Raw genomic sequence first — 14,795 nt, forward strand, 5'->3', positions numbered from 1 at the left:
TTAAGACACCGCCCTTTTTTCTAGCGTTTTGATCACGCTACCTAGTACTGGTATGTTTCGGTAAAGCAAAGCACCAACATCAAAGTAATCTCTATGGTTTATTACTTTAGAGCCTTTAAAGGTAAGATGGCTATGACCGGCGACTGTGATATTTTTCTTATTATTAAGTTTACTGTGAGAAAAATGCATCTCCCAATATAAAAAACCTTTGTTATCTACAACATAGTGTTCTTTTATGTCAAAAGAAATTGAGCTTACATTTGCATACAAGTTTTCAAAATATTTTGTCAGTGCTTCAATTCCTTCGACTTTGTGTAACGGATCTGAAAATACCACACTGTCATCGTAAATGTTTTTCAATAAATTTAGATTTTTGTCTGAAAGCTGATTATATATATCTACGAAATTGTTAAGGTGCTGTTCCATTTCTATACCTTAAATGCATCAAGCGCCCTGGCTCTTGCTTCTTTATGTTCAACGATTGGTGCCGTATAACACTGTCTACCAACAGCGTTAATATAATCATGTGGAAAGTGAATATACTTCGCTGGCACCCATTCTAATTCATGGACATATTTACGAATAAAAGTGCCGTCAGGATCAAACTTTTCGCTTTGAGTAATTGGATTGAATATTCTGAAATATGGTTGGGCATCACAACCTGTACTTGCAGCCCACTGCCAGCCGCCATTATTTGCTGCCAAATCACCATCTATCAACTTGCTCATGAAATATGCTTCCCCCCTGCGCCAATCAATAAGCAAGTGTTTAGTTAAGAAACTAGCGACAATCATTCGAAGTCGATTATGCATCCAACCGGTTTGGTTTAGCTGGCGCATAGCTGCATCTACAATTGGATAACCAGTATTGCCCTCACACCAAGCAGCAAACGCATTTTCATCATCTAACCATTGTACGGCATTATATTTTTCATTGAAGTTTTTACTTTTACAAAGTTTAGGGAATATAAACATCAAGTGTCTATAAAACTCTCTCCAAAGTAATTCGTTGATATAAGTAAAAGCTGATATTTTTGTTCTATATAAGACATCGGGTATTCTTTGCTGAATCCTGGCAATTAAGTCAGTAGCAGATATAATCCCTAAAGCCAAATAAGGGCTTAATCCAGATGTACCTTTAATGCTAGGTATATCTCTATATTCACTATATTCATTTATTTTATCTTCTAAAAATTGTTCAATAACCTGCGAAAGTACTACATCATCTACAGGCCATTTATCAGATAGCCCATTTGACGTTAATAAAGTAGGCGTTTGCCAAGGAATAGACTCGCCAACTGGGCGAATAAATTCGCTTATTTTAAATATATATTGCGAGTACTGAGCTAACCATGCTTTTTTAAATGGTGTAAAAACCTTAAACATTTCGCCGCCTTTGGTCACAATACTACCTGGAGAGCAAAGTACATCCCCATCATATAAGTGCAACTGTGCCCCCAATGATGCGCATCTTGTGTCACGGTCTAGCTCATTAATTTCATACTCTCTGTTGGCAAAAACTTGAGTGAAGCTATGCTCATTGATAAACGCTTCAAGCTTACTCGGTAACACATCAAATGACTCTCCATTGATAACATGAAGCTTAATACCCAGCTTTGCTAACTCGTTACCAAGGTAATCTACTCGTCTTTTTACCAAATCAATTTGTATCTCACTGGTGTTGTGTAATTGCCATTGTTTTTCACAAACAAAAAACAGCGCCTCAGTGGCGCCGTTGTTAATTGCGTCTTCAAGCGCTTGGTTACCTGATAACCGTAAATCGCGCCTGAACCAAAAAAGTATTTTACTCAAATTGCGAACCTTAATTTCAAATCATGTGGATACGGGTCGAAGTATACTTGCTGTTCCAAATACGACTTTGGGTGCACTCGTAAATGATGTTTAAGTAATGTCAAAGGTACATTTAGTGGCACTAGCCCCATTCTGTATTCTTCGATTGCTTCCACCATCTCAGATTTTTCAATACCTGATAACTCGTTTTTAAAATAACCTTGCAAGTGTGCAAGTGTGTTCGCTTGCGCTTTTCGACTCGCAGGCTTTTTAAGTGCTGCCATCAACCCTACTATATATTCGTCAGCTACAAGCTGAGGCTCTTTTGGATCGCCTTGCGCAAGCAAACGCCCCAATGTTCTATATGCTGCATAATTGTGGCTCATCAAAAGGTATTTGTGCTTAGCGTGAAACTCAGTCAGCCTATGTTTATTAACGTCACCTTCCATCAGTTCTTGCCATGATTTATAAACAAATACACGCATTACAAAATTTTCGCGTAAATGAATGTCGTTTAGCCTACCGTTTTCTTCGCATGGTAATAATGGATTGTGGCGCATAATTTCGGCAGCAAACGCACCTATGCCTTCTGCAGTGGCACCTGTTCCAGTGTCATTGTAGACTTTGACTCTTTCCATGCCACAACTTGGACTTTTTGCGCAAAAGACGAACCCTGACAGACTTTTTGCTTTGGTCTGGGCGATTTTTTTACCATATTCAGTTAACTTTGGGCCAACATCATTAGACCCGTCAGGGCGACACACCTTAATCGTGTCGCCAAATCGAACCTGTCTTATGGTTTCGCGGGGGACAGGCATACCTATCGCAACTTCAGGACAAAATTTTACAAATTCCACATGGTTACTGAACTCGCCCATACAAAAATTAGAACGCTTATGACCTTTGTCGAAACGTACCCTATCTCCACCAAGACAGGCACTTAATCCAATCTGTATAGGTGTCTTAAATTTCATATTCTTCACACTCCCTAATAAATCAGCTTACCAATAGGATTTAGGAGTTTGCTTAAGCCTTTGTTAAAGTGCAATGCATTGTCAACCAAGGTAAAACACAGGCATCCATCTTTAGTTTTAGGCGTATGATTGTGGCGACCATCGAGCATGATAAAATCACCTGATACGTACTTACCACTTTCATCTTCAAACGTCCCATCTAACAATAATGTTAGCTCAAAACCAGTATGTGTGTGTTCTGGTATTTCCCCACCTGGTTTAATATGCAGTAAACTACTACGCATGGGACCTTCATCAAGTTCAAATCGAGCTCGGGAGACTTTTCCGGCGTTCATAAAGCTGCCCAGTTTTAGCGCGGCTATTGCTCTTGGCAATTGAACAGACCTATCCTGATAGTCGAACATGGTTACTTCATGAGGCACAACCTCAGTTTCGACGTCAAGTGATGTAATATCACTGAGCATTGCATCAAATAACAGATTGTCTTCTACCAATGACGCATCTTTTGAATCACTGTCGACATCCACCTCACTGGTAAAAAACATATCGGCTTGTTTAGCTTCAATTGCTTCAACTTCAGCCCTACATTTATCACAAAGCTCAACGTGCGCGGCTATAGCAACACTTAAACCGACTGGCAGCTCACCAGCTACGTGCTTATGCATTAACTGTTTAGAGGGATGATACCTAATCATGCTGCTCTCCCAACTCTACTTTTAACTTTTTCAACGCTAAGCGCAACCTAGATTTCACCGTACCAACAGGAATACCCAAATGCTGAGCTAACTGCTCTTGAGTCATATCTTCAAAATAGACACCAACAACCACATCTCTTTGAGCTGCTGGTAGGTTTTTAATTTTTTCTTTAAGCTGATTAGTTTGTAAGTGGTCTTTGAAACTTTTCTCACACACTTGTTCGTCATGGAACAGCGGCCAAATCTCTTCGCTTAAGTTATCTTCTCTGTTACTTTTAACTTTTCGAAGCGCATCAAATGAGGCATTCCTCATTATCGTATACACCCAGGTCGTTGCGGCGCCTTTATCTTGGTGATAAAGCTTAGCTTTTCTCCAAACTGACGTCATGGTGTCTTGCACCAATTCCATCGCCATGGCTTCTGAACCGAATTGCTTTATTCCAAAGCGCTTGATTTTTGGGGCAAAATAAGAAAACAAATAAGCGTAAGCTTTCTTGTCCGCGTTATTAGCGACATTGACTAATGCTTGAGTTAACTGTTCTGAAGGGGTTTCTTGCATCCCTTGGTTTATACCTTTTTTTGTGCGGCAATCACGTGATTGCTCTAAACTAACCATAATTTAACGCTCTCAGCCAGTAACATAGTAGACTATACGTTAGGCTTTAACACCCAGATCACTCTTGTTCGTCAAAAACTTCAAACAAAACGCCAGCCACAGCTTGATATGTTTTGCAGCTTTGTATTTTTTGCTTTTGAGTCAGTGTTAATGGCAACAACTCTAACCATCTGGCCGCAACCCAAATCGGATCTGCGTAATTCTTTTTCTTATATAAATCATTAAGCTCTGCATTAACAACAAATAAATCTCTGAGCAAATCAGCTAAGCGTTCGTGATAGGCAAAGTTTTCACTATCTAGTTCCCATAAAGGCTCATCAATAGTATGGCACCACCCATGCTTTAAGTTCATCTCATCCGCAGTTACATCTGTTATCACTACTCTATGTTTGGCATACACATCTATCAACAGTTGTCCGCCATTATCTTGAGAGAAATCAACAATTTCCACAAATACCCCTTCTCTGGACACTACTGTGTCTGAGGCTTTATCACCGTGACATAACACAAAGCCGCTTTGCTCTTTCATAGCCACCTTAACCATATGCAAATAGCGAGGCTCAAAAATACGTAACCGTGTGTATCCCTGCGGTAAAATGTAAACTGGTAAAGGAAAAAGTGCTCGTTTCATATTGACTTAGTAATGATAATCTCTAAGTCTATTTACGCCAATGTAAAACAAACCGATCAACCCTGATTCTGATTTATCTTCTATACTTGCTAGTTCGTTTGCACCTTAATTCCAAAGATACTTTTTAAGAGATACCCTGCCGTTGAGTGACTCCACGCCTTCAGCTTTCAATTTCAACGCTTGAGAATTAAACTTGTCGCTGTCTACAGGAAATGAAATTTTCCCCTGACTATTGATGACTCTATGCCAAGGCAATGAACTATTATTCGGGAGATGTTTTAATAAATAGCCCACCGCACGCGCATGTCTGGGAGCTCCCGCTAGCTTAGCTATTTGACCATATGTCGCAACATTCCCTTCAGGGATCGCACCTATTAGCGTGTATACTTTTTGCTTGAATTCATCATTCACGATATTGCTTACCTAACTCTTTAAATCCTTCCCACAAATATTGCGCGACAGAACCATGATGCGGTAACTGCCTTCTAAATGCATGAATATCTACTGTAAACTGATCTTGTCTATCAGATACCCTAATTTGCTCAAGTAACCCTTGTTCAAGTTCTTTCTCACAATGATTTAAAGTCACAATTGCAAAACCCAGCCCTTGCAGTAAAAACATTTTTATTGTCGCTATATCATCTAACTTCATCACACTGCGACTTTTTGAATACTCTAAACGGTCACTATCAAACTCGAAACCACTTTCGGTCATTGCCAAACAAGGATATTGGTTGAGCTCTTCAAATGTAAGCCTATTCGGTATCAACCCTTTTTTAGCAACTAACCCTAGCTTTACTTCACCGATGGCCACAGACTCCAAATCACCAGTCGCGTGAAACAAATTAAACCAAGGCCCAACACCAATATCCGACAGGCCTTGATTTACTCTATCTAGTGCTACAAAGCGTTTACCGCTGGTTATTTCAAATGCTGTAGAGGGAAATTGCCTGAATGTACGTTTGATTAGTTCATTACAGCTATAGTCGTAGCTCATCGCTTCATAGCAAATATTAAATTTAGGCTCATTTCCTTGCGCAAAATCCGCTGCCATAGACTTTAAGTTCTCATGATGTTCTATCAGCTTTACCGCTTCTTTGTAAAATCGTTGCCCTTGCTCAGTAAGCTTAATTCTATACTCCTCCCTTGTTACCAAAGGAAAACCCAACTCTGTGCTGAGCCTTTTGAGCGCTTGGGTCACTGCGGGCTGCGTTTTAAATAAGCGCTTGGCAGCATCATTGAGACTTTGGGAATGTGCCACAACATGAAGGACTTCTAAATCAGATAACTTCATAAATTTTATTTATTAAAACCCTAATTATTTATAATTTTTATTTTAGTACTATTTTATATATCCTGCACTACATTATCTTAGGAGTCATACATTTCGGAGTAACTTAAGTGTTTAAACGCGTACTCGTATTATCTTCCGCACTTTTACTTGGCGCATGCCAAGATGAAGTTATCCAATCACCAAAACAGGACTTGGTCAGACCCGTAAAACTGCATACGGTCAGTGATCCTGCAGCTGCCACAATTAGGCACTTCCCCGCTGAAGTCGTCGCGAACCAAGGCTCATATCTTGCCTTTAGAGTTAATGGCGAGCTTATCGATTTTCCCATTTTGGCGGGCCAAGAAGTAAAGAAAGGTCAATTACTTGCAAAATTAGATCCTGAAGACTTTGAGCTGCAATTCCAACAACGCAAAGCACAGTATGAGCTAGCCGCCTTGCAACTTAACCGCATTGAATCACTTTTTAATAAGTCGACTGCAAGTAAAGCTGAGTACGATCAAGCGCTCGCTAATAAGCAAGTTACAGAGTCTGCTTATCGTATCGCACAAACTAATTTACAAAATAGCGAGTTGCGAGCGCCTTTTGATGGCACAGTCGCTAAGGTCTTCGTCAAAAACTTTGAAAATATTGTTGCTAAGCAAAATATCCTTCGATTAGAAACTCGCGACAGAATGGACGTCGTCATTCAGGTGCCTGAAAAACTCGTTGCAAGAGTCAACAAAGATTTAGACTACCATCCAACGGTTGTTTTTGATGGCTTTCCCGATAAGTCATATTCTTTAACGATTAAAGAGTGGGACACTCAGGCAGATCCTGTCACTTTAACGTATAAAGTGGTTTTCTCACTGCCAATCCCTGAAGACTTCAATTTGTTTGCGGGTATGACTGGACACGTATACATTGACCCAAGCAAAGTCATGAATTTAAAAAAGGAAACCTTATTAGTTCCAAACGAAGCGGTATTCTCAGCTCAAGATGAGAAAATAGATAACAACCACTATGTGTGGGTTTATAACGCGCAAACGAATACGGTTAATAAACGTCATATCACCTTAGGAGAGATGAGAGAGTCTAGCATTGAAGTACTTGAAGGGCTTCAAGCAGGTGAAATCGTTGTCGCCGCTGGCGTACATCATTTAAAAGAAAACTTAAGAGTTAGGCCTTGGACAAAAGAGCGAGGCTTATAATTATGAGCTTAGCAAGTTGGTCCATTGAGAATAAAGTCATTAGTGCGATGTTTGCTGTACTGCTGTTTGCAGCAGGTGGCGTATCCTACTTTGGCCTTGGGCAGTTAGAAGATCCAGAGTTTACTCTAAAAAAAGCCATGGTGATCACAGCATACCCTGGCGCCTCTCCTCAACAAGTTGAAGAGGAAGTGACCTACCCTATTGAAAACGCCATTCAAAGTCTTCCATACGTTGATTATGTCACTTCCATTTCTTCGCCAGGTAAATCTCAAATTTCAGTTGAGATGAAAAGCACCTATCGAAAGGAAGATTTAAAACAAATATGGGATGAGTTAAGGCGTAAGATCAATGACCTGACTCCACAATTACCATCTGGTGTGCAACCGCCAACCATTATGGATGACTTTGCTGACGTATACGGGATGTTATATGGCGTTACTGGTGCAGGATATACATATGATGAGCTCAAAGATTATGTCGATTTTTTACGCCGCGAACTGGTGTTGGTTGACGGCGTGAGCAAAGTGAGCGTTGCAGGTGAGCAACAAGCACAAGTCATTGTTGAAATCTCGACACAAAAAATGTCTCAATTGGGTATCTCTCCAAATCATATTTTCTCTTTGCTACAAACTCAAAACACCGTGTCAAATGCTGGCAGAATTCGCGTGGGTAACGAGTCTATTCGATTGCACCCTACTGGTGAGTTTTCTGATGTCTCTGAGCTTGAAAATTTACTGATCTCCCAACCTGGAGCACGAGAGCTTATCTATCTTGGCGATGTGGCAACCGTATCAAGAGAGTATCAAGAAGTGCCTAACCATATCACTCGCTTTAATAATGACAGAGCATTGTTAGTCGGCATTTCGTTCACATCGGGTGTAAATGTGGTTGATGTGGGCGTGGCTATTAAGAAGCGCTTAGCAGAATTAGAATATCAAAAACCTTATGGTATTGAAGTAAACTCCGTATACAACCAGCCTGCTGAAGTTAAGAAATCCGTAGATGGCTTCATTGTTAGTCTGTTGGAAGCAGTCGCTATCGTTATCATCGTTCTGCTTATTTTTATGGGCGTAAAAAGCGGTATTTTAATCGGCGGTATACTGCTTTTAACCGTGCTAGGCACTTTCATTTTCATGAAGTTGTTTGCCATCGATTTACAAAGAATTTCACTAGGTGCTTTGATCATCGCACTCGGTATGTTGGTTGATAACGCCATCGTCATTACGGAAGGTATTTTGATCAACTTAAAGCGCGGTCAAACAAAAGTGAAAGCGGCGGTGAATATTGTTGAGCAAACCAAGTGGCCACTGTTGGGGGCAACCATCATTGGTATCACAGCATTTGCACCTATTGGCTTAAGCTCTGATGCCAGCGGCGAATTCGCAGGTTCATTGTTCTGGGTATTATTTATTTCACTCTTACTAAGCTGGGTGACTGCAATTACGCTGACGCCTTTCTTTGCGAACATGCTATTTAAAGAAGAAATTAAAGCCGATGAGAATGAGCAAGAAAGTGACCCATATCAAGGTGTCATCTTTACAGCGTACAAAGCATTACTCAGCTTTAGCTTGCGCAATAGATGGAGCACGGTGGTCTTTATGGTTGTATTACTTGGCAGTGCTGTTGTCGGCTTTAAATCGGTGAAGCAATCATTTTTCCCAGCCTCTAACACCCCAATGTTTTACGTCGATTATTGGAACTATCAAGGTTCGGATATCCGCACAACATCAGAGAATGTAAAAAAATTAGAGGCCTTCCTTAAACAACATGATGCGGTAACGGACGTGACAGCAACAATTGGTCAAGGCGCACCGAGATTCATGTTGACTTATAGCCCTGAAAAGCAATATGACGCGTATGGACAGCTCATTATTCGGGTGAAAACACGTGAAGATGTGACCGACATGATTGCAAAAGTACGTGCCTTCAGTGCAGAGAATGAGCTCGATGGACAACTTAAAATTAAACGAATGGAAATTGGCCCTTCCACAGATGCAAAAATTGAAGCAAGGTTCTCTGGTCCCGATCCAGTAGTTTTGCGCCAGCTTGCTGCAGAAGCGAAAGCCATTTTGGCGAATGATCCAGGGGCGCACAGTATTAAAGATGACTGGCGTCAACGCAGCAAAGTACTACAACCTGTATTCAATGAGCAAAAAGCACGTCGCCTAGGAATAAGTAAAAGCGATCTAGACCAACTTTTGCTGACGAGTGTATCGGGTAAGCAAGTTGGCCTATACCGTGATGGCACCCAGATGCTGCCTATCGTCGCTCGTTCTCCAGAGACAGAGAGATACAGTGTTGAAAACTTACAAGACTTACAAGTATTCAGTCCGGTATTAAATGTCTACGTACCAGTTAGCCAAATCGTAGATAAGTTTGAAGTGGTCTGGGAAGACAGCTTGATCATGCGTCGTGATAGAAAGCGCACTATTACTGTCATGGCCGATCATGATGTCATTGGCAACGAAACCCCTGCTAAGTTATTTGGTCGTATAAAAGCAAATATAGAGGCCATTGAGCTACCGGTTGGTTACAAGATGGAATGGGGCGGTGAGTATGAGTCCTCCTCTAAAGCGAAAACAGCCATCTTTGGCTCGCTACCTCTTGGCTATTTAAGCATGTTTATGATCACGGTATTACTGTTCAACTCAATTAAGAAGCCTCTGGTCATTTGGAGCACTGTGCCACTGGCAATTATTGGTGTAACGGCCGGATTGGTTGCCTTCCAGGCACCCTTTAGCTTTATGGCTTTACTTGGATTGCTGAGCCTCTCTGGCATGCTAATTAAAAACGGCATTGTACTGATGGACCAAATAAATCTTGAAGTCGACAGTGGTAAGTCACCTTACCAAGCAGTATTTGATTCTGGCGTGAGTCGAGTAAGACCCGTGTCGATGGCTGCAATCACAACCATACTCGGGATGATCCCCTTACTATTTGACGTGTTTTTTAAATCGATGGCTGTAACAATTATGTTTGGGCTAGGCTTTGCAACCATCCTTACATTAATCGTTATACCTGTTGTGTACTGCTTAGTATTTAAGATCAAAGCACCTAAGGCACAATAACCGCAAAAAAATGGCCGCAATTGCGGCCATTTTTTATCTCTTGAGTGATAACGTCCCTTTCACACGTTCAGGCTTTTTACCTGATTTTCTGCTTGGTTTGTCTGGGCGAGCATGATTGCTCTTATTTTTACTACGAGGCTTATCAGATGCGCTTCGATTTTGATTAAACGATTCTTTTGGTTTCGCTCTTTTTTTATTATCGACCGATGCTTCCTCAGTTTTTGATGACCCCTCAATCGACGCGTTGATTTCAGCCATTTCCTTTTCACTTAGATGGCGCCACTCCCCGGCTCTAAGCCCGTTAAGATTCACATTCATGATCCTAACACGCTTTAACGTTTGCACTTCATATCCGAAGTATTCACACATCCTTCTGATCTGTCTATTGAGGCCCTGAGTTAGAGTAATCGTAAACTTCTTTGGCCCAGTTTTTTTCACAAAACATTTTTTGGTGACAGTGCCAAGGATGGGCACGCCTGAGCGCATGCCATGAATAAACTTATCATCGATAACTTTATCAACTGTGACGATATATTCTTTTTCGTGATTGTTGCCCGCACGCAAAATTTTATTGACGATATCGCCTTCATTGGTCAAAAAAATAAGACCTTCAGAAGGTCTATCTAGGCGACCTATAGGGAAAATTCGCTCCGGATAATTGATTGCATTGACAATATTGCTTCTAATTTTTCGCTCAGTAGTGCAGGTCACACCAACGGGCTTGTTGTAAGCAATATAAACGCGCTTAGGCTTGGATTTTAAAGGCTTGTTATCTACCAAAATAGTGTCTGCATCAGTGACCTTTAAGCCCATCTCTGCAATTTGGCCATTCACGGAAACTCTTCCGTCACTGATCAGCGTATCTGCTTCTCTACGGCTGCAGAATCCAGTCTCACTGATATACTTATTTAGTCTCTTTGGGGTATCCACGCCATTCTCAATGTTCTAAAAAACGCTAATTGTATAATGATTCCAACTTAAAATGAATTGGATAGCACAAGTTCAAGCTAGTTTCCGTAAGGATAATTAAGGTTTTCAAAGAGTCGGGTCTAGTTTTTCTTTTGACGCAACTGATCAGGCGAAAAATCATACGACTTTAATGTAGTGTCTAAGATACTTAGGCTTTTGTAATTTACCTTTGACCAATCCGGTGAAGAAGAAATCCAAAGGTACTCATCGACATTCTCAAGTGTAATAGCGGATAAATTAAAGGTAATTGCGCTGTTTTCTTGCCAGTATTTTACGCCGTTGTGAAAGTCAAAGATAGAAACCAACGCCCATCCACCCATCATAAAATGCCCGCCAACTGACGCTGATAATGCGCCTTTATCAATTAAAGCTAAACTATCAGGTAGCCAATCAAACCCGCCAATGGCAACCTTGCCCGCATCGTTTTTTACTAATTGTCGGACTGCAGTTTGTGCCCCCATCGCCATCAAATCTGAAGCACTCCAAATGATGTGCGTTTGCGGATATCGTTTAAATAAACGCTTAGTTTTTGAGTAAGCTTGTTCTTTAGACCAACTGGCATGCACTGTCTGTTGTAAATTTATGTTATGTTGTTTGAAATAATCTGCCGCCCCTTGATTTCGCTTATCAGACTCACTACCGTAGTGCCCATTAATGGCTAACCCATTTACTTGCCCTTTGTGACCACCCGCAAGTACGCTTTGATGTAATGATTTTGCTAAATCATAACCCGCTTGGTAGTTATCAAAAAAAACCTCTCCTAACCAATGCTCAAAGCGCTCTTTTGGAATGCCTATTTCTTCTTTTTCGAGCCCAGTAATTGTCTGCTCTAACGTAATAAACTTAATGCCATAGTTGTTTAACATGGTGAGCGTTTGCTCTGCACCACCGGGATAAAGCATCAAAATCACATAATCTGGGCTTGCGCGATAATCTAGATATTTTTTCAGCTCAGCAAGCTGAATATGGCGGTTGCCATCACCGTAAATCACATCAATATTGATATCGAGTTGTGCAGCCGCCTCTTGGGTTATTTTTTGTACTTTCCCCCAAAAGGGCTCCCCCTCTAAAGACGGGTTTACAAACAGCACAGAAAAATTGTTTTTAGCATAAGACGTAAATGAAACCGTCAGCGCAAACAGTAGCAACAACACTTTTATCGAAGACATTTAATACTCTCTTCTATTCAAATAGTTCTGACAGTGAGCAAACACAACTTCCGCGGGCCCTCTTAAAGATTTACATTTAAACCACCACACTACTGCCAATTGTAGAATAGTAAAGCCAATAAATAGTAAAAAATAATCTGTTTGGGTGAAATAAATTTTCCACGCTGGAAAGACAAATTGAAAAAGCACTACACCTACTAAAGATTGCAACAAGTACAGTGATAATGAGTTACGACCAGCATAGGATAAAAGTGACACGCTCGTATCAAAAGGTTGTTTGTGTTTGAGTACTAAACAAATTAGAGCAATGCTAAAGGGAATGGCACATAGCCAATTAAGTAGTTCATAAACTAAGCGGTATTGCTCTGCAAAATTCAATCGCGCTACAAGCGAGCCAAAAATAGAGATAGGTATCAGAATGAATATACAAACAAATCTTGATAGATGGACTTTACTCACCCAATACACGCGATAAATCAGAACGCCAATAAGCATCAAGCCAAATATGTACCAAAGCGTGATAGTGGGAAGCAAAGCCAGCATAGCTAAAAAATTTTCAATGTTAAATTGCAGTAACCCAAGGGCGGTAAACCCGATTTCGTCTAAGTTGATAAGCCCCTGCTCTGTACTTGTATCACCACTTTGCAATATCAGTAAGATAAGGGTGAAGATAGGAATGAATATCGCGCAAATGGCCAACTTAATAAGTGTTGAAGACTTTAACTTAATAACAGCAAGAACCAGCAAACCTGATACAGCGTAATTTAATAAAATATCACCAGGCCATACTACAAAGCCATGTATACAACCCAAAAATCCAAGTACTAATAGTCTATTTTTTATAAGTTTAGTGCTCTTTGCTCCGTACTTCTCATACAACAAACAAATCGACACGCCAAATAAGATACTAAAAATAGTCCTAAACTTTCCATGCGCAAATATATCAACAAGATAAGTTAATAGAGTATCAGACCATGCGCTGCTTGGAACCATAGCGCCCGACGTGAAATTGGCCATATACATGAGATTTGTTAGGGGCAAGCCAAGCAAGGCAATGCCCCTTAAAAAATCAACAGAGTCTACTCTTTGCATTAATAAACATGGTCACGATACATATCAGCCCAGTTTACAGCCTGGGCATGAAAATCAGGAAGGTTTTCGTCAGAAATATTCAGCATAGTGCACGCCTCCTGCATAGCCCACCAGCTACCACTTTCATAAGCTTTTACTGTATTTAATATATAATACAGAGTGTTAGGCTCACCAATCAAGGCATCTCTGAGCACTTCAGGAAAAGGTAACCGCTCCACAACGACATCCATCGGCTTATCCAAAATAGCGTCTAAAAGAGAAAATAACCCTGTTAAAAAGCTCATATTGGCTAAAGAAGGAGCGACTTGTCGGCTTAGTAGTTCACAGAAACGCGATCGAACAATGCTTAATCGCGTGAGCTCTGTTGGTTTTGTTTCAGCAACATGCGCAGTCATAATGAGGTTAACAAACTTAATAATTCGCTCATGCCCCAGATAAACTAAAGCCTGCTTTAGTGACTCTATGCGATTTTTAATAGGGAAAACACCTGAATTGATCAGCCTGAGTAGTTTATAAGCCAGCGCAGTATCCTGAGCAAATAGCTCTGCGATCCGAGGGATATTCATATTTGGCTTTAATGCTTCTGAATAAATCAGCATCACAATGGCGTAATTAATTTCGATATCATTTTGCGCAATCATTGCCGGCTTTGCGAAAAAATAACCCTGAAAGAAACTAAACCCCATTTTTTTAGCGTTTATAAATTCTTCTTCAGTTTCTACTTTTTCAGCTAAAAGCTTCAAGTTTTTACGCTTTTTAAGTTGATTTACTAATGGCTCAATTTCTTCAAGCGGGGTTTCAACTAGGTCAAACTTAATTAACCTAACCAATTTTAAAAACGGTTCCCACTCTTTTGAGTAAGTAAAGTCATCAAGCGCCAAACGATAATTACTGTGAAAAAGCTGTCGCACCTTTTCATAATTTTTAGTAGTCGGTGGAATAGTTTCCAATAGCTCTAAAATCACATCATCAGCGGGCAAAAACTGTGCAAGCTCTTGATTTAAAGAATCTTCTCCTATATTTATTAGTGCTTTTTTCCCTGAAGTTAAGTAACGAGTACCCAGATTAAGCTGGTTATCCATAATTAACTTTGCTGTAGCAGCGTTTTCAGCGACATTAGGAAAGCTGTTTTTTGTGCCGTCACGAAACAATAGCTCATAAGCTACCACGTGCTTTTTGCGATTAAAAATGGCCTGCCGAGCCACAAACACTTTCAAATCATCGCTCCTAGCTATACTGTTCCAATAACAGTACTTTAGTTTTATTCTTTTTTATTATTTTAACCCGAATTTCTGATAAATAAAATCCAA

Annotated in this window: 14 protein-coding genes; 2 read left to right on the forward strand and 12 right to left on the reverse strand. The window is 40.4% G+C overall.

Annotated elements, in window-relative coordinates; translation table 11 throughout:
• The 8 genes from AC2CZC_RS24350 to AC2CZC_RS24385 all read right to left on the reverse strand — a co-directional run bounded on the left by AC2CZC_RS24350 (position 1) and on the right by AC2CZC_RS24385 (position 6,000).
• Complete coding sequence (locus AC2CZC_RS24350; RefSeq protein WP_239032940.1) at positions 1 to 426, reverse strand: nuclear transport factor 2 family protein; 426 nt, start codon at positions 424 to 426, stop codon at positions 1 to 3.
• Between the two features lie 2 nt (positions 427 to 428).
• Entirely contained in the window at positions 429 to 1,811 is a 1,383-nt protein-coding gene (phrB, locus tag AC2CZC_RS24355) for a deoxyribodipyrimidine photo-lyase (RefSeq protein ID WP_484584967.1), read from the reverse strand.
• Complete coding sequence (locus AC2CZC_RS24360) at positions 1,808 to 2,764, reverse strand: YbgA family protein (RefSeq protein WP_484584968.1); 957 nt, start codon at positions 2,762 to 2,764, stop codon at positions 1,808 to 1,810. Before AC2CZC_RS24360 ends, phrB begins: the two co-directional genes overlap by 4 nt.
• Before the next feature lie 14 nt (positions 2,765 to 2,778).
• Positions 2,779 to 3,459, reverse strand: a complete 681-nt coding sequence (locus tag AC2CZC_RS24365) for a ChrR family anti-sigma-E factor (protein ID WP_484584969.1) — start codon at positions 3,457 to 3,459, stop codon at positions 2,779 to 2,781.
• Positions 3,452 to 4,075 (reverse strand): sigma-70 family RNA polymerase sigma factor, encoded by a 624-nt coding sequence (locus AC2CZC_RS24370; protein WP_063363708.1) that lies wholly within the window; start codon positions 4,073 to 4,075, stop codon positions 3,452 to 3,454. Before AC2CZC_RS24370 ends, AC2CZC_RS24365 begins: the two co-directional genes overlap by 8 nt.
• A gap of 58 nt (positions 4,076 to 4,133) precedes the next feature.
• Entirely contained in the window at positions 4,134 to 4,706 is a 573-nt protein-coding gene (locus tag AC2CZC_RS24375) for an LON peptidase substrate-binding domain-containing protein (protein ID WP_484584970.1), read from the reverse strand.
• 105 nt (positions 4,707 to 4,811) lie between these two features.
• Entirely contained in the window at positions 4,812 to 5,117 is a 306-nt protein-coding gene (locus AC2CZC_RS24380) for an MGMT family protein (RefSeq protein ID WP_484584971.1), read from the reverse strand.
• The gene (locus AC2CZC_RS24385; protein ID WP_063363705.1) at positions 5,110 to 6,000 is read right to left on the reverse strand and encodes a LysR family transcriptional regulator; all 891 of its coding nucleotides are present in this window, start codon (positions 5,998 to 6,000) and stop codon (positions 5,110 to 5,112) included. The genes AC2CZC_RS24380 and AC2CZC_RS24385 overlap by 8 nt, the downstream gene beginning before the upstream one ends.
• Before the next feature lie 107 nt (positions 6,001 to 6,107).
• Between AC2CZC_RS24385 and AC2CZC_RS24390 the strand changes: the two genes are divergently transcribed.
• Both AC2CZC_RS24390 and AC2CZC_RS24395 read left to right on the forward strand, forming a co-directional pair.
• On the forward strand, positions 6,108 to 7,187 hold the full coding sequence (locus tag AC2CZC_RS24390) for an efflux RND transporter periplasmic adaptor subunit (RefSeq protein ID WP_484584972.1): 1,080 nt from the start codon (positions 6,108 to 6,110) through the stop codon (positions 7,185 to 7,187).
• Positions 7,188 to 7,189: 2 nt separating this feature from the next.
• Positions 7,190 to 10,255 (forward strand): efflux RND transporter permease subunit, encoded by a 3,066-nt coding sequence (locus tag AC2CZC_RS24395; RefSeq protein ID WP_484584973.1) that lies wholly within the window; start codon positions 7,190 to 7,192, stop codon positions 10,253 to 10,255.
• Positions 10,256 to 10,288: 33 nt separating this feature from the next.
• Here AC2CZC_RS24395 and rluF read toward each other — a convergent pair whose 3' ends face one another.
• The 4 genes from rluF to AC2CZC_RS24415 form a co-directional block, all read right to left on the reverse strand.
• Complete coding sequence (rluF, locus tag AC2CZC_RS24400; RefSeq protein WP_484584974.1) at positions 10,289 to 11,185, reverse strand: 23S rRNA pseudouridine(2604) synthase RluF; 897 nt, start codon at positions 11,183 to 11,185, stop codon at positions 10,289 to 10,291.
• A gap of 119 nt (positions 11,186 to 11,304) precedes the next feature.
• On the reverse strand, positions 11,305 to 12,393 hold the full coding sequence (locus AC2CZC_RS24405; protein WP_484584975.1) for an ABC transporter substrate-binding protein: 1,089 nt from the start codon (positions 12,391 to 12,393) through the stop codon (positions 11,305 to 11,307).
• Positions 12,394 to 13,485, reverse strand: a complete 1,092-nt coding sequence (locus tag AC2CZC_RS24410; protein WP_484584976.1) for a DUF418 domain-containing protein — start codon at positions 13,483 to 13,485, stop codon at positions 12,394 to 12,396.
• The gene (locus AC2CZC_RS24415; protein WP_484584977.1) at positions 13,485 to 14,702 is read right to left on the reverse strand and encodes an EAL and HDOD domain-containing protein; all 1,218 of its coding nucleotides are present in this window, start codon (positions 14,700 to 14,702) and stop codon (positions 13,485 to 13,487) included. Before AC2CZC_RS24415 ends, AC2CZC_RS24410 begins: the two co-directional genes overlap by 1 nt.
• Positions 14,703 to 14,795: the final 93 nt, after the last annotated feature.

The sequence above is a fragment of the Pseudoalteromonas sp. MMG033 genome, from assembly GCF_057197785.1.